The 25,634-nt window shown below is 59.8% G+C and carries 19 protein-coding genes and 1 tRNA gene; 13 read left to right on the top strand and 7 right to left on the bottom strand.

The genetic code is table 11. The features are described 5' to 3' along the window. Window positions 1-533 precede the first annotated feature (533 nt). Window positions 534-2,399, bottom strand: coding sequence for a GH25 family lysozyme (locus QZ540_RS02105; RefSeq protein ID WP_294627349.1), 1,866 nt, complete (start codon window positions 2,397-2,399; stop codon window positions 534-536). Between the two features lie 738 nt (window positions 2,400-3,137). Then, the gene (locus QZ540_RS02100; protein ID WP_049327782.1) at window positions 3,138-3,710 is read right to left on the bottom strand and encodes a flavodoxin domain-containing protein; all 573 of its coding nucleotides are present in this window, start codon (window positions 3,708-3,710) and stop codon (window positions 3,138-3,140) included. A 521-nt stretch (window positions 3,711-4,231) separates the two neighbouring features. Between QZ540_RS02100 and pyk the strand changes: the two genes are divergently transcribed. Then, entirely contained in the window at window positions 4,232-5,695 is a 1,464-nt protein-coding gene (gene pyk, locus QZ540_RS02095; RefSeq protein WP_294627347.1) for a pyruvate kinase, read from the top strand. 215 nt (window positions 5,696-5,910) lie between these two features. Here the strand turns inward: pyk and QZ540_RS02090 are convergent. Further along, a tRNA-Leu gene (locus QZ540_RS02090) sits at window positions 5,911-5,993 on the bottom strand. Between the two features lie 314 nt (window positions 5,994-6,307). Here QZ540_RS02090 and ffh point away from each other — a divergent pair. The 8 genes from ffh (at window position 6,308) to QZ540_RS02050 (ending at window position 14,610) form a co-directional block, all read left to right on the top strand. Then, window positions 6,308-7,885, top strand: a complete 1,578-nt coding sequence (gene ffh, locus QZ540_RS02085) for a signal recognition particle protein (RefSeq protein WP_049349072.1) — start codon at window positions 6,308-6,310, stop codon at window positions 7,883-7,885. A 105-nt stretch (window positions 7,886-7,990) separates the two neighbouring features. Beyond that, window positions 7,991-10,816, top strand: a complete 2,826-nt coding sequence (locus QZ540_RS02080; protein ID WP_294627345.1) for a hypothetical protein — start codon at window positions 7,991-7,993, stop codon at window positions 10,814-10,816. A gap of 12 nt (window positions 10,817-10,828) precedes the next feature. Continuing rightward, window positions 10,829-11,317, top strand: coding sequence for an NUDIX hydrolase (locus QZ540_RS02075; RefSeq protein WP_294627343.1), 489 nt, complete (start codon window positions 10,829-10,831; stop codon window positions 11,315-11,317). A 302-nt stretch (window positions 11,318-11,619) separates the two neighbouring features. Further along, window positions 11,620-12,042 carry a 30S ribosomal protein S16 gene (rpsP, locus tag QZ540_RS02070; RefSeq protein ID WP_049358453.1) on the top strand — a complete coding sequence of 141 codons (423 nt, stop codon included), beginning with the start codon at window positions 11,620-11,622 and terminating at the stop codon, window positions 12,040-12,042. 2 nt (window positions 12,043-12,044) lie between these two features. After that, window positions 12,045-12,290, top strand: coding sequence for an RNA-binding protein (locus QZ540_RS02065; RefSeq protein ID WP_005505691.1), 246 nt, complete (start codon window positions 12,045-12,047; stop codon window positions 12,288-12,290). 209 nt (window positions 12,291-12,499) lie between these two features. Continuing rightward, window positions 12,500-13,162, top strand: coding sequence for a ribosome maturation factor RimM (rimM, locus tag QZ540_RS02060; RefSeq protein WP_294627341.1), 663 nt, complete (start codon window positions 12,500-12,502; stop codon window positions 13,160-13,162). A gap of 3 nt (window positions 13,163-13,165) precedes the next feature. Continuing rightward, window positions 13,166-14,113: a tRNA (guanosine(37)-N1)-methyltransferase TrmD gene (gene trmD, locus QZ540_RS02055; RefSeq protein ID WP_294627339.1), complete on the top strand. Its 948-nt coding sequence runs from the start codon at window positions 13,166-13,168 to the stop codon at window positions 14,111-14,113. A 209-nt stretch (window positions 14,114-14,322) separates the two neighbouring features. After that, window positions 14,323-14,610, top strand: a complete 288-nt coding sequence (locus QZ540_RS02050; protein WP_294627337.1) for an antibiotic biosynthesis monooxygenase — start codon at window positions 14,323-14,325, stop codon at window positions 14,608-14,610. Between the two features lie 698 nt (window positions 14,611-15,308). Here the strand turns inward: QZ540_RS02050 and QZ540_RS02045 are convergent. Next, entirely contained in the window at window positions 15,309-15,725 is a 417-nt protein-coding gene (locus tag QZ540_RS02045) for an MmcQ/YjbR family DNA-binding protein (protein WP_294627335.1), read from the bottom strand. 93 nt (window positions 15,726-15,818) lie between these two features. Here QZ540_RS02045 and ettA point away from each other — a divergent pair, with 93 nt between their 5' ends. Together ettA and QZ540_RS02035 are read left to right on the top strand one after the other, a co-directional pair. Further along, complete coding sequence (gene ettA / locus QZ540_RS02040; protein ID WP_012903368.1) at window positions 15,819-17,498, top strand: energy-dependent translational throttle protein EttA; 1,680 nt, start codon at window positions 15,819-15,821, stop codon at window positions 17,496-17,498. A gap of 247 nt (window positions 17,499-17,745) precedes the next feature. After that, window positions 17,746-18,321 carry an HdeD family acid-resistance protein gene (locus QZ540_RS02035; RefSeq protein ID WP_096741135.1) on the top strand — a complete coding sequence of 192 codons (576 nt, stop codon included), beginning with the start codon at window positions 17,746-17,748 and terminating at the stop codon, window positions 18,319-18,321. Between the two features lie 143 nt (window positions 18,322-18,464). On the opposite strand, the gene QZ540_RS02030 is transcribed toward QZ540_RS02035, so the two are convergent. Continuing rightward, entirely contained in the window at window positions 18,465-19,373 is a 909-nt protein-coding gene (locus tag QZ540_RS02030; protein WP_294627332.1) for an acyl-CoA thioesterase II, read from the bottom strand. Between the two features lie 200 nt (window positions 19,374-19,573). On the opposite strand from QZ540_RS02030, the gene QZ540_RS02025 reads away from it, so the two are divergent. After that, window positions 19,574-20,437 (top strand): transcriptional regulator, encoded by an 864-nt coding sequence (locus QZ540_RS02025; RefSeq protein ID WP_070819531.1) that lies wholly within the window; start codon window positions 19,574-19,576, stop codon window positions 20,435-20,437. Between the two features lie 276 nt (window positions 20,438-20,713). Continuing rightward, complete coding sequence (locus QZ540_RS02020) at window positions 20,714-21,319, top strand: hypothetical protein (protein WP_005508133.1); 606 nt, start codon at window positions 20,714-20,716, stop codon at window positions 21,317-21,319. Window positions 21,320-21,462: 143 nt separating this feature from the next. On the opposite strand, the gene QZ540_RS02015 is transcribed toward QZ540_RS02020, so the two are convergent. Both QZ540_RS02015 and pepN read right to left on the bottom strand, forming a co-directional pair. After that, window positions 21,463-22,620, bottom strand: coding sequence for an SGNH/GDSL hydrolase family protein (locus QZ540_RS02015; protein WP_005508134.1), 1,158 nt, complete (start codon window positions 22,618-22,620; stop codon window positions 21,463-21,465). Between the two features lie 263 nt (window positions 22,621-22,883). After that, entirely contained in the window at window positions 22,884-25,433 is a 2,550-nt protein-coding gene (gene pepN, locus QZ540_RS02010) for an aminopeptidase N (protein WP_294627329.1), read from the bottom strand. Window positions 25,434-25,634 lie beyond the last annotated feature (201 nt).

Below are 25,634 nucleotides of genomic sequence, written 5' to 3'. Positions count from 1 at the left end.
TTCCGGAAAAGATGAGTTTCGCGCGCTCCTGCACCTACTCTAGAGGTAACGGGATATGACGCGTGAAGGTTTCGGCCCTCCTAGATATCGATTCCTTCTTACGGAACGCCATACCCGGGTGAATTTCAGCATCTTCGTACCGTGCCGTTATTCACCGTTGAGTCCTTACTTCCGGTCAGGCGCCCCTCTAGACACCTTCGGGGTAAGGTCTCACCAGCGATTAGTGTGGGCCCCACGGACATAGTCAATGGGGATTATGTCCGCCACACTGATCCGGAGCTTTTAGGACATTGCATGACTTCGTGGCGACTCTTACCGCCACGGCTAAATTTACCTGCCGGCACGGGTAATATAGCCGGGTTCTCTACTCACTCGGTAACCCACCCGCTGCAGGGCGCATCTTGATTTTTGTGTTGTTCAGAAGATGTGTGCTGTAGCAAAAGAACGAGGGGCACCTCTGCCAGGTGCCCCTCGTTTTTGTATGCGCTTTACTGTTTATTAGCTGCCGCGCTCTTTAGCAGATTCCACGCTATTTAGTAGATGCCACGCTGCGCGGTCCAGCGGATTGTGCCGCGCTCAAAGTCCATGTAGTACACGCCGTTCACGTAGGACTCGTCGCCGCGTGCCGCACCGTAGCGGGCGCTGTTCTTCTCCCAGTGCTTGAAGATTGCGCCGTTACCGTTGGTCTCGTACGCACCGTACGCATCCGACCAGAGCAGTACCTTGCCGGAGGCGAACTGAATCTGAGCACCCGTGGAGGTGGTAGTCTCGTCGGTCACCGGGGCGCCCCAGGTGTCGCGGTGCTGCAGGAAGCGGTGGTAGAATGCGCCGCCGGTGTGCATACGGTGGGTGCCGGTCTGTGCGGACCACACGTAGGTGGTGCTGCCGGTGAATTCCTGCTTGATGATGCCGTTGCCCAGGTTCTGCTCGTCGGTGGTGGGTACGCCCTTCATGCCAGCTGCGCGCCAGGTCGCGTAGATGGCGCCGCGCTCGTTGATGATGTGGGTGCCGTACGCGTTGGACCAGTAGGCGCCCTCGCCGTTGGCGAAGGAGACCGCGATGGTGTCGGAGCGGGTTTCCTCGTTGGTGGTCAGACCGCGGAATCGCGCAATATCAGAGCGGAACTTGTGGTCCAGGCCGCCGTTGGTGACCAGCCAGTGCGAGCCGTGGGAGTCCGTCCAGTAGATGGTCTTGCCGTTGGTGAACTTCTGTGCGTACACACCGTTGCCGAGGTAGTATTCGGTGCCGATCGGGTTGCCGTAGAAGGAGCGGTTGTGGTTCCAGTAGTCGCCGATGCCGGTGCGAATGTCAATGGAGCCGGTCGCGGTGGTCACCACGTTCGAATCCTGACCGTTCGACCAGTTGCGGTGCACCGCGTTGGGGTTCTTTGCCAGAACCTTCAGATCGTTCACGGTGCCGGGGAAGAAGTTCGAGTCACCCACGAACGGGCCCGAGTCAGTGAACTGCCAAATGTCGTAGCCGCTCCATCCTGCCGGAATTGCACCGACCACGGTCGAGTAGCTCGCCAGGTGCAGCGGCAGAGAGCCGAACTGCTGCGAACCCACGCAGTGTGACCACCAGGAGGTCGCGGTGTACACCATCGGGTTGCGTCCGGTCAGCGAACGGTAGGTGTCCACAAAGTCGCGGGTCCATGCGGTCAGCTGCGCCGGGGTCATGTTGTAGCAGGTGTTGCCGTAAGCGGGGTAGGGGTTGAACTCGATGTCCAGCAGGCCTGGCAGGGTCTTGCCGTCAGCAGTCCACGCGCCACCATTCTGCACGAAGTAGCGTGCCTGATCGGCACCCGAGGAGGTTCGGGGGTTTGCAAAGTGGTAGGCGCCGCGCACCATGCCGACCTGCGCCGAGCCGTTGTACTGCTGAGCGAAGTAGGGGTTGGTGTAGTAGGCACCCTCGGTTGCCTTCACGTAGGCGAAGCGGGAACCTGCGGCGTAGGCGCTCGCCCAATCAACGTTCTGCTGGTGCGAGGAGACGTCCATGCCGAGGGTGCCGCCGGAGGGGGTCCACGCGGAGCGGCCCTGCGCCAGCGCCTGACCGGAAGCCAGGCCCTGCGCGGAGCTCTGGGTCGCAGAGATGCCGCTCAGAGTTGCGGTCGAGGCGGGGGAGGTTGCGCCGGTGCGTGCGTTGGTGGTGCCCAGGCGTTCACGCTCGCCCGCGCCCATGGCGGGGTTGGAGCGTTCGACCAGGGATGCATCCGGGGCGGGGGCGTAGGTGAGCTCCTCGTAGGAGGCATTGGGGTTGACCTCTGCGGCTGCGCTCGCGTTGGGGGCGGCGAATGCGGCGGGAACGGAGGTGAGGGATGCGGCGACCAGGGAGAGCGCACCTGCGGACGCCATGATGGAGCGGGCTGCCGCGGAGCGTGCGGCAGTCTGGAGTTTCTTCATAGATTTTGCCTGTGTTTGAGAGGTGGATGTGTCGATGTGGCCCTGTGTGGGGGCTTCTGACACGAGTGAATATGTGGGGTAGTTGAAGTGATGTGTGTGTCGGCTGCCGGGTATGTCATGCGGCTGACACAGCTAACAGCGTACGGTACCTGCACCGATGTGCGCAATGATTTGGGGTGTCATTCTGGCGGCATATCTTTCGCAGAGTGCACAGTAACCTAGAATCTTTGGGGTGCCTGTTTTACTTTGTGGCTTGTTGGTGCATTTATTGGCTCAAGTTTTTGGGACAAAATTTTAGGCACGCGACACGCCGAGGCGTTGCGAATTTCACTCTGTGGACTGCTGTATTGGGGCGTCGCTGTGTCGGTTCGTTGTTCAGGGTGGGCCGCAGCATCTAGAGCTACGTTGCCGGGATGCAGTCGGGTGCTGATGCGCCGGGCGGTGCCTCTTGCGACTTTTGAGTCGGCTTTTGGGCATAAGGAAAGGGGTGGGCCGCACACACAAAGACCCACCCCTCATGTTCCGGGTACTGTATTTGGCGCGGCCTCGCACCGGCACCCGGAGTTTCATGGTCGATGCAGGAGAGATGAAGAGTCATCGACCACGTATATGGTGCCTGTTGGCACGTTTTTCTCGGCTCTTCCCGCCCGCTCTTTCAGGTTCTGGTGTCCGGCTGAAAGATCGGGAGGGAAGAGGCGAAAGTTTATTTTTCCTCGAATTTTTTAAAATTTCGAGGGCTTAGAGGAACTTGGCGATGTCCTCGACCAGCGGCTTGAGGGTCTCGCGATCGATGTACTCAGCCTTGCCGGTCTTGTAGCATTCGAGCATCTGCTGAATACCTTCGTTCGGGTGCGGGTTTGCCATGAGCCATGCGCGCACGGGACCCTTCAGGGCGGTCTTGTGAGCCAGCGAAATCTTGTCGAAGTCGATGCCGCCACGCAGGTGGTAGACGGGGCGACCTTCGGTCAGTTCGGGGGTGTAGCTCTTGGCGACGGCCTTGTCGAGCAGCTTCTTGGAGTATTCACCGGTGAAGGAGACGGTGAAGAACGCGGTGCGGTTCTTCTTTGGCGCAATAATCGGCAGGATCTTCTTGCGAAGTGCCGGTGCACCGTTGAGGAATCCACCGTAGTCACTGCCGGCGATCACGAAGGCGTCGAATGCCTCTGCCTGCTCGGGGGTGACCTTGGAGGCGGGGACAGTCTCAACTTCGGGAGCCTGCGGGAGTGCACGCAAATCTTCTGCCAGCCAGGTGGCGTACTGTTCGGTGTAGCCGTAGGTGGAGCCGAAGATAATCAGCACGCGAGTAGTCATCTGTGAACCTTCCAGATATATTTCGCATTTCAAATACTAATTATGGGTTCCAATATAGGCTAGGCGCGCGAAAATGTGAAATCGCCTAGCTCTTGGAGCCCTATCTATCTTCTCATAGCCCACTCTGAGTGTCTCTATGTTTTTGAAATACGATCGAAGGTTCTCGAGTGTGACTAAATATTGCGCAGCAAGGGGTTTATATGGGTAAAAAGCACCCTAATTTACTTTCCGGGCGAGGTGGGGGTGGAGGGGGTGGAAACCGGCTTCTCGTGGTGTGCTCGACGGGGGAGAGGCGATGTTCAAAATGCGACGTGAAACACAATTTCTTCGATGGAAAGAGTTGGGAGAAACATACCCAAGAGGGCGTAAAACCCCTATAATTGAGAAAGAGTCCCACGCATCCGGCATGTGGTTACCTGTTAGAACGCGTGGGAATAATTGGGAATTTGACGTTAGTCTTCCCCGGAAAATCAGTGTGAACCCTCAGTGGTCGCACAAAACAACACACAAAGGTTAGGTACATGAGGCGCGCAAAAATCGTTGCAACCATCGGTCCGGCAATCGAGTCCCCCGAGAAGATCTCCGAGGCAATCAAGGCTGGCCTGAACGTCGCCCGTCTGAACATGAGCCACGGTGACCACGCCGAGCACCAGGCACGCTACGACACCATCCGTGAACAGTCTGCAAAGCTCGGTAAGGACGTTGCAATCCTCGCCGACCTGCAGGGCCCCAAGATCCGCCTCGAGCGTTTCGCAAACGGCAAGGAATACCTTGAGCCCGGCGCAGACTTCACCATCACCTCCGAAGACGTTGAAGGTACCGCAGAAATCTGTGGCACCACCTACAAGGGCCTGCCCGGCGACGTAAAGCTCGGTGACAAGCTCCTGCTCGACGATGGCAAGATCCGCCTCGAAGCTATTGAGGTAACTCCCACCCGCGTTCGCACCCGCGTGGTCGTCGGCGGCCCCATCTCCAACAACAAGGGCATCAACCTGCCCGGCGCAGCAGTCTCCCTGCCCGCGCTGACCGAGAAGGACGCAAACGACCTGCGCTTCGCACTGAAGATGGGTGCAGACATCATTGCACTCTCCTTCGTCCGTACCGGTGCAGACGTTGACCCCGTCCACAAGATCATGGACGAAGAGGGTATCCGCGTACCCGTCATCGCCAAGATCGAGAAGCCCCAGGCTGTTGAGAACCTGCAGGACATCATCGACAAGTTCGACGGCATCATGGTCGCTCGTGGTGACCTGGGTGTTGAGCTGCCCTTCTCCGAGGTTCCCCTCGTCCAGAAGAAGGCAATCGACATGGCACGCCGCTGGGCAAAGCCCGTCATCGTGGCAACCCAGGTGCTCGAGTCCATGACCGACAACCCTGTCCCCACCCGTGCAGAGGTTTCTGACTGCGCTAACGCAATCCTCGACGGCGCAGACGCAGTTATGCTCTCCGGTGAGACCTCGGTCGGTAAGTACCCGATTCTGACCCTGCAGGCTATGGCTGCAATCGTCAAGGACACCGAAGAGGGCGGCCTGTACCGCGTGCCCGAGCTGGACCGTAAGCCCCGCACCCGCGGTGGCGCAATCACCCGCGCAGCAGTGAACATTGCTGACCAGCTGGATGCAAAGCTCATCGTAACCTTCACCCAGTCCGGTGACTCCGCACGTCGTCTGGCACGTCTGCGTCCCGAGACCCCGATTGTCGCGTTCACCACCAGCTCGAAGGTTCGCTCCTTCCTGTCCATGCTGTGGGGCGTTGAGGCTGAGCAGGTTGAGATGATTACCGATCAGGAAGGTCTGTTCCACTTCGTGGACGAGTACCTGCTGAAGAACGGTCTGGCAGAAGCTGGCGACCTGGTCGTCGTTGCTGCCGGTGCTCCCGCAGGCCGCGCAGGTACCACCAACATGGTTCAGGTACACCGCGTCCACGGTGCTGAGGGTGAGCGCGAGGCTCTGCGTCCTTACGAGGAGGACGAGGTCAAGCGCTAAGCCGCTCACCAATCTTTTTCGATGCGTAGCTGAGGGTAATTCTCAGCCTGTACGCTCGGTATATAGAACCGCCGCCCGGTCGTGAACTCTCACGGCCGGGTGGCGGTTTCTTGTGCCTTTATTGTTGCCGCATCCGATGCGCGGGTGGGCGTAAAAGTAGAAGTAGATACGCAAAAGCGGCGGGAAAGCTTCAAGCTTTCCCGCCGCTTTTGCGTTGGTGCCCGAGGTGGGACTCGAACCCACACTCCGAAGAACCTGATTTTGAGTCAGGCGCGTCTGCCAATTCCGCCACTCGGGCGTATCACGCATTTGTGCGTAACACCTTTAGAATTCTAACCCAGGCTGTCTAGAAAATCTAATCTATCTGACGTGTTGGGGGCGCTGTTGTGGGGCGGGGAGCGTGTGCTGAAAGCTTCCGTCGGGCTCTCGGCGCGCCTCGACGGGAGACGCCCTGCGGCGTAAATCCTGAGCTCAGGGTGAACCGGCGCCACTTATCCACAGGTGGAGGCGGGGGAGAAAGCGCGCATCCTGTATCCTTAAAGACTGACTAACCATCCCCGTTCGCCTTCGCGGCTGGGGGCCACCTCAACGTTAAGAAAGTGATCACGGCTCGTGTTCAATTCTCTCTCCGACCGCTTGACGGCAACTTTTAAGAACCTGCGCGGCAAGGGCCGCCTCTCCGAGGCAGACATTGATGCAACCGTCCGCGAAATCCGCCGCGCCCTGCTCGACGCTGACGTCGCCGTCCCCGTGGTCCGCGAATTTACCGCCCACGTGAAGGAACGTGCTCTTGGTGCGGAGGTTTCCGAGGCGCTGAACCCCTCCCAGCAGATCGTGAAGATCGTGAACGAGGAGCTGGTGAGCATCCTCGGTGGTTCGACTCGCCGTATCAACATGGCGAAGAGCGGCCCGACCATCATCATGCTGGCGGGTCTGCAGGGTGCCGGTAAGACCACCCTGGCGGGCAAGCTGGCTCACTGGCTGAAGGGCCAGGGCCACACCCCGATGCTGATTGCATCCGACCTGCAGCGCCCCAATGCGGTGACCCAGCTGAAGGTCGTTGGCGAGCGTGCGGGCGTGCCCGTGTACGCGCCGCACCCCGGTGTGACCAGCGAGTTTGACGTACCCACCGGCGACCCCGTGCAGGTGGCTCGTGACGGTGTGGCTGAGGCACGCGCTAAGCTGCACGACGTGGTCATCGTCGATACTGCGGGTCGTCTGGGTGTTGACGCTGAGCTCATGCAGCAGGCACGCGATATTCGCGACGCGATTGAGCCGCACGAAGTTCTGTTCGTCATCGATGCGATGATCGGTCAGGACGCCGTGAACACCGCTAACGCCTTCAACGAGGGCGTGGACTTCACCGGTGTGGTCCTGTCTAAGCTTGATGGTGACGCCCGCGGTGGTGCGGCTCTGTCGGTGGCTTCGGTGACCGGCAAGCCGATTATGTTCGCCTCCACCGGTGAGAACGTCACTGACTTTGAGCAGTTCCACCCGGACCGTATGGCAAGCCGCATCCTGGACATGGGTGACATCCTGACCCTGATTGAGCAGGCTGAAGCTCAGTGGGATAAGGCTGAAGCCGACCGCATGGCGAAGAAGTTCATCGATCAGGAAGACTTCACTTTTGAGGACTTCCTGGCTCAGATGCAGCAGATTCGTAAGCTTGGCTCCATGAAGAAGCTGCTCATGATGATGCCCGGTGCGGCTCAGATGCGTCAGCAGCTTGAGGCTTTTGACGAGCGCGAGATTGACCGCGTGGAGGCGATTGTTCGCTCCATGACCCCGCATGAGCGTGTGGCTCCGCGCATCATTAACGGTTCTCGCCGTGCCCGTATCGCTAAGGGTGCTGGTGTGACCGTGTCTGAGGTGAACCAGCTGATGGAGCGTTTCGCCCAGGCTCAGAAGATGATGAAGAAGCTCGCTTCGGGCAAGATGCCCGGCATGCCCGGCGGTATGCAGATGCCCGGTATGGCTGCGGCGGCGGGTGGCGCTCGTAAGAACGCGAAGAACAACAAGAAGAAGAAGGCTCGCTCCGGCAACCCGCAGAAGCGTGCGGCTCAGGAGGCGGCAGCAGCCAAGGCACAGCAGGCGCGCGCCGGTGCTGCGTTCGGTCAGCAGGCTCAGAACCAGGAGATGGATCTGTCCAGCATGAACCTGCCGAAGGGCTTCGAGAAGTTCCTGCAGTAAGAGCAAATATGAGCCCCGCGAGGGGTGGTACGGGTGCGCACGTGGTTACGGGGCGCACCCGTACCGGTATGGTGCCCGGTTTGGGTGTGTGAAGGGAAGGTATCAATGGCTCAGAACGAGCAGAATTGGGATCGAGAGAACGCGGATGATCAGCTGAATGAGCAGGTCACGCCGTGGTCTCAGCGCGCCTTCGCTGATGATTCTGTAGAGGAACCTGCCGCTGAATCTGCCGTCGAGTCTGCAGATGAACTTGCAGATAACTTCGCGGGCGACCTTGAGGGTGACTTCGCGGGTGACCTCGATGATGACTCGAGCATCCTCCCCGGGTACACCCCTGTCTGGGCGCGCATCGCCCTCGAATACGGTGAGCACTCTGCCGAGCTGGCGGGTGATTTGGTGTACTCGAGCGAGAGCGACGACCCCGCCGTTGATGACGTTGCCGCAACCATTCTGAACCTCATCCGTGAAGCCCGCAGCATGCACGATGAGGTGAAGGCAGAAGACCCCGACAAACAGCGCGCCTGGAACGACCGCACGAAGGTTGACCGCCTCGCCGCCGCCCTGGAGAGCGAAGAGTGGACCGTCGATAAGCTCACCGGCATGTGGGAGGATGCCCCCGCACCCGCCGGTAGTGGCGAATCGGATAGCCCCGAGTACCTGCGCGCCCAGGATGAGGAGCGCACCGCCGAGAAGCAGCGCGAGGAACGCATCGAGCAGACCATGGAGCTGGAGGAGAAGATTCAGCGCCGCCGCATCATGGCTCGCTCCACCACCGATGAGGAGCTGATTGCCGCCCTCATTGAGGCGACCGCCGCCTCCCCGGAGCTGATTGCCTACGAGATGGGCGAGCATCAGGTGCAGCTCTACGTGCTGTGCGCCGTGGACGATGAGGGGTACATGAACGTGCTGGAGGTCGCTGACGGCCACCTGCACGTGGGTACCCCCGTTGAGGATTATGTGGCTCAGCTGGTGGATCAGCTGCCGGTCACCGGTGCCGCCCTGGAGGGTGAAGCGACCGTGTGGGAGGAGCTGCCCGGTGGACAGGGCGAGCTGGAGTTCCTGGTGGACGGTGACGCTGCCATGCTCGTTGACCTGCCCATTGACATGATTACGGGGCTTCTTTTGGCGTACCTTCCTGCCGGTACTCGACAGGTTGTTGCCGCGCCGGCAGGGGAATGGACCCTCATTTCTGCCGACCCGGTGGATCTGATGGCGCTGCTGGGTCTGCTGAACTGCAACGCCCTGATTGCTGAGGGCAACGCGAACCAGCAGCACCTGGTGGTCTATGAGGAGCCCGCCCGCGAACCCTACTCGGATGAGGAGTGGTACCTGGAGGCGTTCGGTGAACCCTACGAGAATATCGTGGAGGAGTTCACCTGGCAGCGCGTGCCTAAGCGTCTGAACCGTGCCCTCAGCCGTGAGGAAGTCGCACGTTTTGGTGGTGTGCTGGAGGATCTGCTCTCGGAGCTTCCCGGTAGCGCTCCGGAGCTTTCGGGCTCGAAGATTTTCGGTTCCGATGAGGATGAAATCGAGCAGGGCATCGCTAATGTCATGGCGATGTTTGGTGTGGAAGCTGATTCCATTACCGGCCGCCGCCTGAACGCGTACCTGCGCGATACGAGCAACACCCTGGCGTTGGAGTCGGTACTGCAGCTACTGGACGTTCCTACCGAGCTGGCGCTGGTTCCGACCACCGGTTTTGATGTGGCGTCGATTAGCACGGCTCGCGTCTTCGGCAACGAGGACGAGGAGCTCGCACAGCCCGCCGGTTCTGCTGAATCAGCTGATGCGGCTGAAGCTACTGATGAGGCGCAGACTTCTGAAGCTGTGGATGTTACCTTCCCGTTGGACAACTCCGTTGCTGATGCGCTCGCCCTTGACCATGATGCGGTTGAGCCCGGTGATGCAGAGGCCGATTCCTTCGAGGACGACGAGGAAATTGAGCCCTACCCGGGCGGCTACACTTCGCCCATGGAGCGTAGCTACCGCCTGGTTGCGACCGGTCGCCGCGTGACTCTCGCCGAGTGGATGGATGCCATCAGCGAAGGTCATATTCCCTTCGAGTACACTCACATGTCTTTCCCGGAAGACGCTGAGGATGAAGACTTCCTGGACTCTGAGGCGTTTGACGACTTCGAGGGCCACTACGAGCAGGACCGCGATTTCGATAAGGACGATGCGCAGCTTACGGGTGGCAGGAATTTCACCCCGGAGGAAGAAGAAGCTGTTCTTGCCCATTTGAGGGCGGCCCTCGCACCGTACTCCAGCCAGTCTGCCGCATCGCAGGCTGAGGCGACCTCGGCTGAGGACGCACAATCTGATGCCGCGGCAGGCGACGACCCTGCGCCGAATGCATCGCAGGATGCCGAGCCTCAGGCACCGGTATCTCAGAGCCCCGCATCGCAGAGTTCATCCGCGCAGAGTTCATCCACTCAGGGCCCCGCTCCGCGTTCGCGCCGCAAGCGCCTGACCCCGGAGCAGATTCGTGCGAAGACCCGCCGCGTGGGTCTTGTCCTGGGCGCGGATGTGACGGCTCAGAGCGCTATTGCCCTGACCCTGGCGAATGTGGCGCGCCGTCGTCGTGCTCAGGGTAAGGCGAGCCGTAAGTTCTCGGTGGCTGCCGCGCTCTTTGCCCTGAATGCTACGGTCGAGTCGGCTCTGATTCCGACGGTTCTGCGTTCTTTTGAGCAGACCCAGTTGAAGAAGCATGCCCGCCCGGTGGCGGATGCTGAGCTAGTGCATCCGGGGGATACCGCCGGTGAGCAGCCCCAGACCAAGCGCACTCTCATTGATGACCTACGTGAGGGCAACTACCGCACGGTGGAGGATGCCGCCCCGTCCACGGACCAGGCGCCCTCTGGACTGCGTGAGCGTGCCCTGGGTATAGTGCGTAGCATCAGGCAGCGTGCTGCGAAGAAAACCGACCGCTAAAGGAAAGAAGCCATGAAGGATTCCTATCTGAGCGATGAAGAGCTGAAGGCTTTCATCGCGACCCTCCCCACGCGCCGTTTGGCGGCGGGCGCGCTGATTCGTAATGAGCGCGGCGAGATGCTGCTGGTGAAGCCGAACTATAAGGACGGCTGGATTCTTCCCGGCGGCACCGTGGAGGCGGGCGAGGCGCCCAAGCCCGGTTGCGAGCGTGAGATTGCGGAGGAGCTGGGCCTGGACCTGAAGCTGGGTCGTGTGCTACTGATTTTCCACGGCCTGTCGCTGGGCGTGTGGGGTGACTCCACCTACTACATGTATGACGGCGGCGTGATTGCGGCGGATACGAAGATTACCCTGCAGGATGCCGAGCTGGTGACCTACGAGTGGGTGGCTCCGGAGAACCTGGAGGGCTACGTGCGCCCGTCGATGGTGGAGCGCCTGCGCGAGTGCTACCGGGCAATTGAGACGGGGGAGACTCTGGAAATGAGCAACCTCGACTCCTAGTAGCCTCGATTTCTGGCAACCTCGACTAGAGCTCGTTGATGAGGGGCTCGCCGGGAGCAGTTACTTGAGTCTAAACCGGGCTCAGAACGCTATTTAAAAGTGATGTTCGGTGCCTGCGGCAATTATTTTTCCGTGTCGCTAGCTTAAAATCTTGGGCTCTGGTACCCTAGCTGAGTACCCGGCGACGCGCGACCCCTCTCTTCGCGCGCCGTTGTGTCCATAGAGGCGCCGTGAATGGCCCGCCCCACGGGTGCTGAACCGTGTGCCTCGCACCAAATTATGAAACAGGAGTAACCACTAAAGTGGCTGTTAAGATTCGTCTCAAGCGTATGGGTAAGATCCGCGATCCTCGTTACCGCGTTGTGGTCGCTGATTCGCGCGTCAAGCGCGACGGTAAGACCATCGAGGAGATTGGTATTTACCACCCGACCGAGCACCCCTCGCGTATCGAGATCAACTCTGAGCGTGCTCAGTACTGGCTCTCCGTCGGCGCACAGCCGACCGAGCAGGTTCTGGCTCTGCTGAAGCTCTCGGGCGACTGGGCTGCATTCAAGGGCGAGAAGGCAGAGTCCAAGGTTCTGCCCGTCGAGGCTAAGGCTGAGTTCGTTGTTCCCGAGAAGGGTTCCGTGATCCTGCCCGAGGCTATCACCCCCAAGGCTGAGAAGGCTGAAGAGGCTGCTGAGGAAGCAGCACCCGAGGCTGAGGCTGAGGAAGCAGCTGAGTAATCATGTTGGCTGACGCACTCGAACACCTGGTTCGAGGGATTGTCGATCGTCCGGAGGACGTGAAGGTGCGCCTGCGCACTCAGCGTCACCGCGAGACCCTTGAGGTCCGCGTGCATCCGGATGACCTGGGCCGAGTTATCGGTAGGTCCGGTCGTACCGCCAAGAGCATCCGTCTGGTGATGGACGCTATTTCTGATGGCGAGCCGATGCGTATCGACATTATCGACACCGACAAGAAGCGACGCTAGCTCGTAACGTTTGAAGCGCCCCCGTTTCCGGTTTTCCGGAGGCGGGGGCGTTCGCGTACCCTGGGGCCTGTGGATGGGTGCTCGTCCAGGTCACCGCGGGCAGGGGTGAAGGGCGGCAGAATGCGCCCGTCCTAAGTGCCCGGTAGAATAGTGGGAGCCGTGCACGTGCGCGGCGTAGGTTTTTAGCTTGTATCCAGCGGAGGAAAATTATGCAGGTTGTGGTGGCTCGTATCGGTAAGCCGCACGGTATTCGTGGTGAGGTGACGGTTCAGCTCTTTACTGATACCCCGCAGGAGCGTTTTGCCCGTGGTGAGGTGCTCGGTATCGAGAATTTCAAGCCTGGCTCTGCTGCCGCTTCGGTGGCGCCTACCGGTGAGCTGACGGTCGCCGGTGCCCGCTGGAACAAGAAGATTCTGGTGGTCCGTTTTGATGAGGTGACCACCCGTAATCAGGCTGAGGAGCTGCGCGGCAGCCGCCTGGTCTACGAGGTTCCCGAGGATGAGGGTGACGAAGAGGGCTTCTACGAGCAGGAGCTGGTGAACCTGCCCGTGTACCTGCTCGCTGACGTGCCCGAGGGTGAGAGCCCCGTGGACAACCCGGCTGTGGGTAAGCCGCTGGGTAAGGTGACCGGCCTGCAGACCATGCCGGTTCAGGATTTGCTGCTGATTAAGCTGGCTCGTTCGCCGCGTCTTGCCTCCGGTGCGGGTGAAGAGATCATGATTCCTTTTGTTGAGGAGATTGTGCCCGAGGTGGTTCCCTCGACCGAGGACGAGCCGGGCTTTGTGCTGTTGACTCCTCCGGCGGGTCTGATTGACCTGGTTGAGGATGCTGAGCAGGATTCCGCGCAGGCTACTGAGCAGGCGGGGGAGTAGTCCGTGCGCTACGACGTGGTCACGATTTTTCCCGAGTACCTGGAACCGCTGAAGCTGTCCCTGCTGGGTAAGGCGCGTGAGAAAGGCCTGGTGGACCTGCACCTGCACGACCTGCGCGAGTACACGTTTGACCGTCACCGCACGGTGGATGACACCCCGTACGGTGGTGGCGCTGGCATGGTGATGAAGGCGGAGCCGTGGGGTCTGGCGCTGGACGAGGTGCTTGCCGCCTCCCCGCTGAATGCCGCCTCCGAAGACTCTGCTGAGGGCACTGAGCCCGCCGAACCTGCCGCTGATACCCGCCCGCTGCTGATTGTCCCGTCCCCGGCGGGTGCCGTTTTCGATCAGGCGATGGCGTACGAACTGGCGGAGGAGAAGCATATTGTCTTCGCCCCGGCACGCTACGAAGGCATCGACGAGCGCGTGCTGGACTGGGCGCAGGAGAGCTTCCGCGTGATGCCCGTATCCCTGGGCGACTACGTGCTCTACGGCGGTGAGGTTGCGGTCATGGCAATGATTGAGGCGATTACCCGCCTGATTCCCGGTGCGATGGGTAACCCCGCCTCCCTGGAGGAGGAGTCGCATACGGGTGGCCTGCTGGAGTACCCGGTGTACACGAAGCCCGCCGTGTGGCGTGACCGTGAGGTGCCGGAGGTGCTGCTGTCGGGTAATCACGGTGCGATTGCGCGTTGGCGTCGTGACCGTCAGATTGAGCGCACCCTGGAGCGCCGCCCGGACCTGCTGGAGGCGTACCCGGTGGAGCAGTGGGATAAGAAGGACCGCCGTTTCTTGGCTGAGCGCGGGGTGCATTTTGCGAACCCGGCAAAGGCGGCTCAGAAGAAGGCGAAGAAGAGCCCCGCACCGCAGGCTGATAACGCCGCTCAGGCAGATACCGCACCTCAGGGCGAATCTACTCAGACAGATACCGCCCAGCCCGAGGCAAATTCCTAGGCCTCGAATAGGCGCTCGCGAGCGCCTCGTAATCCTCTGAATGGGGGTTAGCGTCATATAACTGTTAGTTGGCGCTGACCCCTATTTTTTGTGCCTGCAAACCGTTATTCTGAGGGTAACCTCGCTAAGAACATAGCCTACCTATAGGTGGTGCGAGGTGGTAATACGCTTTCATCGTTGAAAGCACGTACTCAACAGAAGGAGGACACATGTCCGTTGTTAAGGTTCACCGTCTTGCTGTCGTTGGCGACAACCAGGCTGAGCTGGAGAAGCGCTTCGCTGCTGCCCGCCACATTGCTGACTCTTTCCCCGGCTTTGAGGGTTTTGAGCTGTGGCGCCCCCTGGATGAGGATGGCGACTACTTTGTGGTGACCCGCTGGGCTGATGAGGCAAGCCACGATGCGTACGCGGCGGCTCGTCGTGAGCGTGACCCGAACACTGTTGTCTCTCACGCTGATGGCACCATGAGCTTCGAGAAGGTGGAGTTCGACGACTAACATCTGTGTTTGTCTGCGTCTGACCGGATTTATGGCTGAAGCCCATGTGAGATGAAGAATTTATCTCATATATTGAGGGGCCGCACGAACTTTTCTGAATATTGCTTTAAGTGGGCATTAGCCCATGTGGAGGCGATATAAGGAAGGTTTGATGCGGTCCCTCCTTGATTTTTCGGGGCATAAAATCTGCAGGTATTTCGTGGTGATTGGATATGTGGGTTCGGCGCTATAAAACACCTGAATTATGGTCAATAAATGCCCCTGAAATCCTTCAATCCGAAAGTGACACTTTAATGCAAAAAGGTTATTATTGTTCCCGAGAGCACACTTCGTCCGTGCCGGTAGTTCGGGCGAGGACAGCGATCCCCTCTCGGCTACATCGCATGAGACAGCCGAGTCACTCAAGGGAAATATTCAGTGCACCCGTGTGAGAGCCTCCTCTGCATAGGAAGGTCTGGCAGGGGAGCCGACTCAACTATCACGTATTCACACAAGTGGTGCATGGTACTGAACCCCGCAATAGACGGGATGGGAGCTTGGTGGTTCGAGCGTTCATCGTGGTTGATGACCCTCCTTATCGCGGACAGGAAAGTGCTTTGCTTAGCGGGTGGGCAATTCGGTGGTCCGGACCGAAGCTCACCCGCTCCGCTATTTAATGCGAAAATTCTGGCGGACTATTCCCGCCTGGTTGTTTTAGCCTAGTGCTTTTCGGGCACCGGGCGCTCGCGGAACTCGATGGGCCGCTTTGCCTTGGGCAGCGAGTACATGACCCGTAAGTATGCATCCTCCACAAGACCCTCCAGCACCTGCTCGGTCACGCCCTCGCCGGCGCCCACAGAAATCCAGTGCCGCTTATTCATATGCCACGCCGGAATGACGCTCGGGTAGATGCGCCGCAGCACCTCCGACTCTTCCGGATCGGTTTTGAGGTTCACGATGGGGTAGCCGATGCCCTCCGTGTACATGGCGAACATCTTGCCGCCGATGCGGTACACCGTGGTTTCCGGACCGAACGGCTGGTCGGAGGTTGCTAGCGGCATGGCGAGCGCGAGGCGGTGCAGGGTCTGCTCCAGGTCCTCGGGTCGCAGAAGTTTGGGGGAGGGGTTTGTGCTCATAGCTTCGAGTCTAGTGCCCCGCACGGTACCCCGCCTAGCACGCAACCAAAAACTCTCGTACTGCCCGGCAAATCCACGCTAAAATAGGTAACTATGGCTGAATTTATTTATCAGATGATCAAGGCCCGCAAGACTGTGGGCGACAAGGTCATCCTTAACGACGTGACGATGTCGTTCTTCCCCGGCGCCAAGATCGGTATGGTTGGTCCGAACGGTGCGGGTAAGTCGACCATCCTGAAGATTATGGCTGGCCTCGACCAGCCCTCCAACGGTGAGGCACGCCTGACCCCCGGTTACACCGTGGGTATCCTCATGCAGGAGCCGCCGCTGAACGAAGAGAAGACCGTTCTGGGCAACGTTGAAGAGGGCGTGGGCGAAATCAAGTCCAAGCTGGACCGCTTCAACGAAATCTCCGCCCTCATGGCTGAGCCCGACGCTGACTTCGACGCCCTCATGGAAGAAATGGGTCAGCTGCAGGAAGCTATCGACGCTGCTAACGCCTGGGACCTCGACTCCCAGCTGGAGCAGGCAATGGAGGCGCTGCGCTGCCCGCCCGCTGACATGCCCGTCACCCACCTCTCCGGTGGTGAGCGCCGCCGCGTGGCACTGTGCAAGCTACTGCTGCAGAAGCCTGACCTGCTGCTGCTCGACGAGCCCACCAACCACCTGGACGCAGAGTCCGTGCTCTGGCTGGAGCAGCACCTGCAGTCCTACGAGGGTGCCGTCATCGCGATTACCCACGACCGTTACTTCCTCGACCACGTTGCCGAGTGGATCGCCGAGGTTGACCGCGGTAACCTCTACCCCTACGAGGGTAACTACTCCACCTACCTGGAGAAGAAGCGTTCCCGCCTCGAAGTTCAGGGCAAGAAGGACGCTAAGCTCGCTAAGCGCCTGAGCGAGGAACTGGACTGGGTCCGCTCCAACGCTAAGGGCCGCCAGGCTAAGTCGAAGGCTCGTCTGGCACGCTACGAGGAGATGGCTGCGGAGGCTGAGAAGACCCGCAAGCTTGACTTCGAAGAGATTCAGATTCCTCCGGGACCCCGCCTGGGTAACGTCGTTATTGAGGCTGAGAACCTGCAGAAGGGCTTCGACGGCCGTTCCCTGATTAACGGCCTGTCCTTCTCCCTGCCCCGTAACGGCATTGTGGGTGTGATTGGTCCTAACGGTGTGGGTAAGTCCACCCTGTTCAAGACCATTGTTGGCCTGGAGCCCCTCGACGGCGGCGAGCTGAAGGTCGGCGAGACCGTGAAGATCTCGTACGTTGACCAGAACCGCGCGAACATCGACCCGGAGAAGAGCCTCTGGGAGGTCGTCTCTGACGGTCTGGACTACATCCAGGTCGGCAACGTTGAGATGCCTTCGCGTGCGTACGTTTCCGCGTTCGGTTTCAAGGGTCCGGACCAGCAGAAGAAGGCGGGTGTGCTCTCCGGTGGTGAGCGTAACCGTCTGAACCTGGCGCTGACCCTCAAGCAGGGCGGTAACCTGCTGCTGCTCGATGAGCCCACTAACGACCTGGACGTTGAGACCCTCGCATCCCTGGAAAATGCGCTGCTGGAATTCCCCGGCTGTGCAGTGGTCGTCTCTCACGACCGTTGGTTCCTGGACCGCGTGGCAACCCACATCCTGGCGTGGGAGGGCACCGACGAGAACCCGGATCAGTGGTACTGGTTCGAGGGTAACTTCGAGTCCTACGAGAAGAACAAGATTGAGCGCCTCGGCCCTGAGGCTGCTAAGCCGCACCGCGTGGTGCACCGCAAGCTGACCCGATAGGGTTTGGTGGTAAGCCCCGCCTCCTGATGCTGTTATGACGCAGGAGGCGGGGCTTCGCTGTGTCTGCTGGGGAAGGGGTATAGTCCTGCTATCTCACGTGTTGTTCCGCTACGTGGTGGGTTATTCGTCGGTAGAAATAGTTCGCTCAGTGGCGACCGATATATCGTGGCGGATTTCATATTCACGGTTTATAATGGGTATGCACGTAAGTGCAACTGACACATGTGATTACGAAGAGAAGAGCATTATGCTTTCAAAATATAACTGGATGTCCTTGGTTACCGGTCTGTTGCTGATTGCAGCGGCAATCTACATGTTCGCCAATCCCGCTATTCCGCTGGTAGTTCTGGGTTATGTGTTCTCCATTTCGGTGTGGCTTGGTGGCGTGTTTGAACTGGTGCGTTACTTCGGCACGCCAAAGCAGGCACGTACCGGCTGGGACCTGGTTGACGGCATCTTGACCGTGGTGGCTGGCCTGATTCTGCTGACTGCCTCGGTGGGTGCACAGGCAACCTTCATCCCGACCATTGTGGGTACGTGGATGATTATGTGGGCGCTGATTCGTCTGATGACTGCCCAGGCCATGAAATACCTGAGCTACGCCGCCGGACGCCACCTGCAGCTCTCTGCTATTGGTACCCTTATTCTGGGCTTGCTCGTGGTGCTGTTCCCGATAATCTACGGCGTGGCGGCAGTATGGATGGCAGCACTGGGTCTTCTGGTGACCGGTCTGGTATTCGTGGGTGACTTCTTTGTTTCCCGCCGCACCAAGAGCACCGTGCACATTTCCCCGGACGGTGTGATTGACGGCGAAGCTAAATAAGAGCTTCTTCGCCCCGTCTAGAACGTACACTAGAACGTAAGAAAGACCGTGTGAGACAACCACCTCACACGGTCTTTCTGTATGCTGTAACGCTTTGCGCCGGAACCCTAGCGGTGCCCGAACTTTAGTAGCGGCACTCTGCTTTAGCGGTACTCGGGCAGGCGGAACATCATTTCCTGTGCCACGGTCGCCACCAGCTCACCGGAACGATTGAAAATCGAACCCTGCGAGAGCATACGGCCGCCCTGTGCGCTCGGAGAATCCAGCACGTACAGCAGCCACTCATCGGCGCGCGCCGAACGGTGGAACCACATCGCGTGATCCAGTGAGGCACTCTTCAGCCCCGGCTCAAGCCAGAACTTGCCGTGACGGCGCAGCGCGGGCTCCAGGGGCAGGTAATCCGAAGCGTAAGCAATAGCGGCGCGGTGCTCCGCCTCCGACGCCTCAGAACCATCAGCGTGTACCAGACGGTCAAAGGTCTTGAACCACACGCAGGCACGCGGCTCCGTCGAGGACGAATCCGGCTGAGTGTACAGGGGCGCATCCACGTGGCGCATATCAATCGGGCGCTCCCACGCGACCGCCTGAGCCACCGGATGCGGCAACTCACCCAGATAATCGCTCACCTTCGGCAGGGACTCGGGGTCCGGAACCTCCGGCATGGTCACCGCGGTGTGCTCCGGACCGCGGCTCTCCGCCTGGAAAGACATAATCGCCGAGAACATGGGCGCCTCATCCTGGAACACCTGCACGCGGCGGGTCGAGAAGGAACGGCTATCGTTCAGGCGCTGAGTAGCGAAGAACAGCTCACGCTCAATATCGCCGGGGCGCAGAAAATAGGCGTGAATCGAGTGGATGTCCTTGCCCTCCACCGTGCGCTCGGCGGCAATGATCGACTGGGCAAGAACCTGACCACCGAAGGTACGCGGCTGCTCGCGGGTGAGCGTCACACCGGTGGACACTTCATCGCTACCGAAGGAGGCGGGTGCCGCCTCCACGGGGGAGAGGTCCAGCATCCGCATGAGGTTTTGAGTCACAGTGGGCTTGGTCATGGTTTTATTCTCGCACGTTTTCAATGGGGCGGTTTCTGGCGTAGAGTGGGAGAGCATACTCTGAGACAACCACGACAGGTTGATTTGGAGTATTGACTAGGAACATTGACCCGGATGATCGATCCGGAACGTCACACACCATCGCACAATATCACCCACCAACTTGCCACCGAGCAGGCCAACGCCGAAAAGGAGCAGAAATGACTACGCCGTCTGAAACTATCCCTGACAATACCCCCGTGCAGGAGAACGCTCCCGACCAGAACAGCGCATCGAACGCGGCAGCACCCATTGAGCTCAAGTACAACCCCCACGAAGGCGTGGAGGAGCCCTACCTGATTCTGCCCGGCGGCGCGCAGGGTGCCGCAGTGGTCAAGGATCTTGCCACCTACATTTCTCGCGCTCTGGCGGTGAACCCGGACGCCGCTATCCGCCTGACTGCGCGTGGCCGCGTGGTGGCGGTATTCGCCTGTTCCCTGGAGCCGGAGGACGCCTCCTCGAACACCCCGGTCATTATGGGTCTGCGCGCCCTGCACCTGCTGGCTGACTCCACCCTGGACATGACCGTTCAGGCGCAGGCGCTGCTGGACCGTCTGGCGCGTCTGCAGAAGCAGGCAGAAGAACAGGGTAACGAAGAGAACCCGCAGCTGGTGCTGTTCATGCCGCCGGTGACCGTCAACGCTAGCTGGGCTGGTAAGTCTGCCCCGCTCAGCGGCTGGTACGAGGTTGGTACCGTCCCGGTTGAAGAATTCCACCGCGCCACCGCAGAGGGCCTGGAGGCGGTAGAACGCGCCCTGCCCGAGAACCCCGGTGCCGCGGTGCTTTCCACGGTGCGCTCGCGTATTTGGTCCTCCGATATGGTGCTGGAGTACCTACCTGAGTTCGATACCGTGCTTGTGCCGACCGGCGCGGCATTCGCCCTGCGCGTGTTTGGTTTCATCCCGGAAGGCTTCACGGGCGATCTGCCGCTGTTCGCTGCGCATGTTGGTTCGGAGGAGTGGCTGCGCATTGTGGCGCCCGCCGGTATGGTGCTGGTGCGCCGCGGTTCCGGTTCGCTACTCTAACTTTCCTCGAGATATTTCTAGACTTTTTACGCTGGTGGTGTGGGCTCTTTGCCTGCGCCACCAGCGGTTTTTCTATGCCGTATGACATCAACGGGGTAGTTGTAATAATGACATTCGATAGGGCATTACTTTACGAAAATAGGGTATTCTAGAGAGACTACGCCCTTTCACCGGGGCGTCTTTGACACACCGATTACCAGCCACACCGCACGGGAACTCTTCCGCCGCGCCCTCACCAGGCGCATTCTTCCCGTACGGATCGAAAGTGAGACCTATATGGATCTGATTGCAGTCGACATTGACGGTACCCTTGCCAGCAACCGAGATCAGATGGACAAGTACCTGACCGGTTTCTTCGCAAGCAACCGCCGATTCTTCAAGGCCATCCGCAACGCCACGGTCAATGTTGAAATTGCCGACCGTGTTCGCGAAATCGCGGCAGACACCGGCGCAGAGGTCGTAGTAATTACCGGCCGCGATGGCACCTACATGAAGGAATTGAACCAGTTCATCGCCCGCGCAGGTCTGGAACCCAAGCACGTGTTCGCTAAGCCCGGCAACGACGGCTCCAACAGCCCCGCATGGAAGGACTCCGTCATTGAGTCCCTGATTGCTGACGGCAACCGCATTATCCACGCTTTTGAAGACACCGACCACGAGGTGTACCTGCGCCGCGGCATTCCCGTCACCTGGGTCGCCCCGATTCGCGACTACATTGGCGAATGGCACTACGAGTCGATTGACATTGACCCGGTCGCCTGGGCTGCCGAGCAGCGTGAGAAGGAAGCCGCTCGTGAGCGTCAGAAGCGTCGCCTTGCGGAGGGCGTGCTCGCACACCAGAAGGCCGAGGCGAAGGAACGCCAGGCAAACGTCGCGGCATAAAACCCGCACACCAACTTGAGAGCTGCGGTGGGTAACCCACTCAAACGAATGAGGCGCCGGAAGGATTCAATCCTCCCGGCGCCTCATTCTAATGCTATATGCGTTGATCGAAGCTGATGTACTCGGCTGATTACACAGTTAGTTTACGCGGTGCCGAGCAGTTCACGCAGACGAGTCGCAAAGGGGCCCGCCAGCTTATGGTGCGCCTTCTCCTTCAGATGCACGCCATCAGCCATGTCACCCTCAGCCAGGTAGAGGCTCTGCCAGCCCGAGGTGTCCATGAACAGCACGCCGGTCTCGCGGGCACCCTGCCTTGCCACCTCGTTTGCCACGTGACGCTTATGCGCCACCTGCTTATCCGGTGCAGACGCCTCATCCATAGACACCACACCACCGAACACAATCTTCGACGACGGGTACATACGTCGCAGCTGCTCAATGACCTGAGTCTGGTGAGCGTTCACGTGCTCGCGAGCCTTCGTCTCATCCTCGTGAATGTAAATGTCATTGCCGGAGGCATCCAGGTAAATCACGCCGGGGTTACCGCTTGGCAGCGCCCAACGGCCACCCATCACACCCTGATAGTAGGAAGGGCACACACCCTCGCGGGCAGTCACAAAACCGATGCCGCCGCAACGGAACAGATACGGGACGAAACCTGCCTGCTTCAGACCCAAACCAACCCAGGAGGTTGCGGTCACCTGCGAGTCACCAATCACCAGGGCATCCTTAGCGCCAAGAACATTGGTGTTACGCGGCAGACCGTTCGCCTTATCCCAGTAGAGTTCAGCCTTCTCAAACTTGGTGTACAGAACGCCCTTCTTGGATCGCCAGCTCACCGGCAGACCCTCCCAACCGGCAAAGTCGCTGTACCCGCGCTGCTTCCACCAGTGCTCGTAGACGCCGGATTCCACCGCAACCGGACCGTACTTGGGGGTGTACATGACCACGCCACCCTTGAACTGCTGAACCAGCATGTCGGCGGCATCAGCGGAGGTGGGGAACGGCGCCTGAATCTCACCGGTTGCCTGCGCGCCCTCCTTGCCGAAGGCGTTCTGCGCGGTGCGTTCCATCTTCTGCGCCGGGGTGGTCGGTTCCGGAGTCGGCTCGGGGGAGGGGGACTCGCTGGGGCTTTCCTGCGCCGACTGGGTAGGCTCGGCGCCCGCAGCAGCGGTAGCGGCGGTGCCACCGGGCGCGATGAAGCCTCCTGCGGAGTACACGCCAAAGGAACCGGCGGCAACCACAGCAAGGATTGTGCCGGTCAGAGAAACTTTCGCGATAGGAGACTTGATAGAAGGCATGCACAACAGTATACGATAGGCGCAACCCCAAGTAGAGAGCTTTTGAGGGATATTCAAATGAAAATAACAAAAAATATGCACCGCAGTGACAATATTTTAGACTCGGTATGCAAACCGGTGTGCGACTTGGGGCGCAACTCAAAATAGAACCGGCATAAACCCCATATAGAAACGTCCCCTCCCACCCCGAATCTCGGGGTAGAAGGGGACGAATAAAAACTTATGAGAGCAGGTGGCGAACCTGCCTCAGCTCACAAGCATTGTTAGATGTCAGCCGCCTGAACCTTCAGCGCACGAGCCACGCCGTCGCGTGCCTCCGCAATCTGACGGTACAGAGCCGCAGCATCCTCAGGCAGAGAAGCCAGGTACGCCTCGGTACGCTCCAGCAGCTCAGCGGTCGGCTCGCTCGGGTACATGCCACCAATAATCTGCATGGAAATCTCGTGCGAACGCGAACGCCAAATACCCTCAATCTGCTCGAAGTACGGCTCATCGTACTGGGCAATCAGTTCGGGCTTGCCGGACTTGAAACCGGAAATAGCGTAACGCTGAATCATGTTCGACAGCTCGCCGGTCACCATGATCTTGTTCCAGTACTCAGCCTTAGCCTCCGCGGTCGGAATCGACGCGTATGCCTGAGCGGCGTACTGCTGGCCGTTTGCGGTGTTGTCGTTCTCCAGCTCCGCAGCAATCTGCTCGGCGGAGAAGCGGCCACCGGTAGCCAGGCGGCACACCAGGTTCCAGCGCAGGTCGGCGTCAATGTCCAGGCCCTCAAGGGTCAGCTCGCCCTCGAAGAGGCGCTGCACGTTGTCGTACTGCTCCTCGGTGCGGGTCTGGTTGATGAACGCCTGCAGCAGCTGCAGCTGAGCATCCGAGTCAGGCTCTGCAACGCATGCCAGCTCCCAGAGACGGTCAGCGGCACGGTGGCGGGTCTCCTCGCGAGCTTCAGGAGCCACGAAGGAGTGCAGGGTAGCGGACAGGTTGTTGATCTGGGTGCGCAGGGCGGTGGAGTTGGTCTCCTTACCGATGTTGTTCAGCACCAGGTCAACGTACTTACGTGCCGGCATCTGAGCGTCACGCACGGTATCCCAGAGCGAACCCCAGACCACGCCGCGAGCCACGGAGGAATCAATGTCGCCCAGGTGCTTGATAGCGGTCTCAATGGAACGCTCGTCCAGGCGAATCTTTGCGTACGCCAGGTCCTCATCGTTCAGCAGAAGCAGGTCGGGGCGCTTCTTGCCGAGAGCCTCCTCAACCACGGTCAGCTCGCCGTCAATGTCCAGCTCGATGCGGTCGGTGCGGGTCAGCTTGCCGTCCACCAGGTTGTAGAAACCAATCACGGCACGGTGCGGGCGCAGGGTCTCGAAGCCCTCAGCGTAGGACTGGCGAATACCCAGCGAAGAAATGTTGCCAGCCTCGTCGTTCTCAACCTCAACGGCGAGGGTGTTCACGCCGGCGGTCTCAAGCCACTTAGCGCTCCACGCACGCACGTCACGGCCGGAGGTGCGCTCCAGCTCAACCAGCAGGTCATCCAGAACGGTGTTGCCCCAGCTGTGCTTATCGAAGTACACCTTCAGCGCAGCCATGAAGTTCTCCTGGCCAACCCACGCCACCATCTGACGCAGCACCGAAGCGCCCTTAGCGTAAGTAATACCGTCGAAGTTCACCTGAACGTCGGCAAGGTCGCGAATCTCAGCCACAATCGGGTGGGTCGAAGACAGCTGATCCTGGCGGTACGCCCAGGTCTTCTCCGAAGCGGCGAAGGTAGCCCACGCCTCCTTCGCGTATCGGGTGTTCTCCGCAGCAGCCAGAGTCGACATGAACTCAGCGAAAGACTCGTTCAGCCACAGGTCGTTCCACCACTTCATAGTCACCAGGTCGCCGAACCACATGTGAGCCAGCTCGTGCAGAACGGTGATAGCTCGGCGCTCACGCAGAGCCTCCGCAACCTTGGAACGGAAGACGTAGGTCTCCAGGTAGGTCACGCAGCCAGCGTTCTCCATCGCACCGGCGTTGAACTCGGGCACGAACAGCTGATCGTACTTCTCGAACGGGTACGGGGTCTTGAACTGCTCCTCGTAGAACTCGAAGCCCTGACGGGTCAGCTCGAACATGTCCTCAGCGTCAACGAACGGCATGAGGGACTTACGAGCGTACACGCCCAGCGGAATCACGCGACCCTCAGAGTTGGTCAGCTCGCTGGTCACCTTCTCGTAGGGGCCAGCCACAATCGCGGTAATGTACGAAGACATGCGCGGGGTCGGCTTGAAGTACCAGGTCTTTGCACGGCCGCAACCGCACTCCTTGTCCTCAACCTTCACCTCGGGCTGGTTCGACACAACCACCCAGTGCGAGGGCACGCGCACAATAAACTCAAACTCAGCCTTCAGATCGGGCTGCTCAAAGACGGGGAACACGCGGCGGGAATCCGGCACCTCAAACTGGGAGTACAGGTACACCTCGCCGTCGGCGGGGTCCACGAAACGGTGCAGACCCTCACCGGTGTTGGTGTAGAACATCTCTGCGTCAATGATCAGGGTGTTCTCAGCCGCCAGGTTCGGCAGCTGGATGCGCTCGCCGTCAGCCAGGTCGGTGCTCAGCTCTTCGCCGTTGAGGTTAATAGACTTGACTGAAGAGGTGATGGCGTCAATGAAGGTGGAGGCACCTTCCTGAGCGTCGAAGCGGATTTCGACCTTCGAGGAGAAGACGTCTTTGTCCTTCGGCAGGTCGAGTTCAATACGGTACGAGTGCACGCGCTTAATAATGGAGGCGCGTTCGATTGCCTCATTGCGGGTTAGGTTCAGGCCGGGCATAAAGCTCCCTCTCCTTAGATGTGAATAGCGTGCCGTGCTGACACGCCCTGTCATGGTGCGCTGGTTCCCGAGGCGCGTGGCTCCTGCGACGCTGCATACGTGGCGCTGGAGGCGTTCAAGCTTGGGCGCGGCGAATCGGGACACCAAAAAGTGCCATATCCCACAGTCTACCGTATAGGTGGGGGTCTAGAAGGCTCCCCA

Origin of the sequence: uncultured Rothia sp., from assembly GCF_916049665.1 — a bacterium.
Taxonomy (GTDB): Bacteria; Actinomycetota; Actinomycetes; order Actinomycetales; family Micrococcaceae; genus Rothia.
The sequence above is the reverse complement of the archived record's forward strand: the minus strand, read 5'-3'. Positions and strand labels throughout refer to the sequence as shown.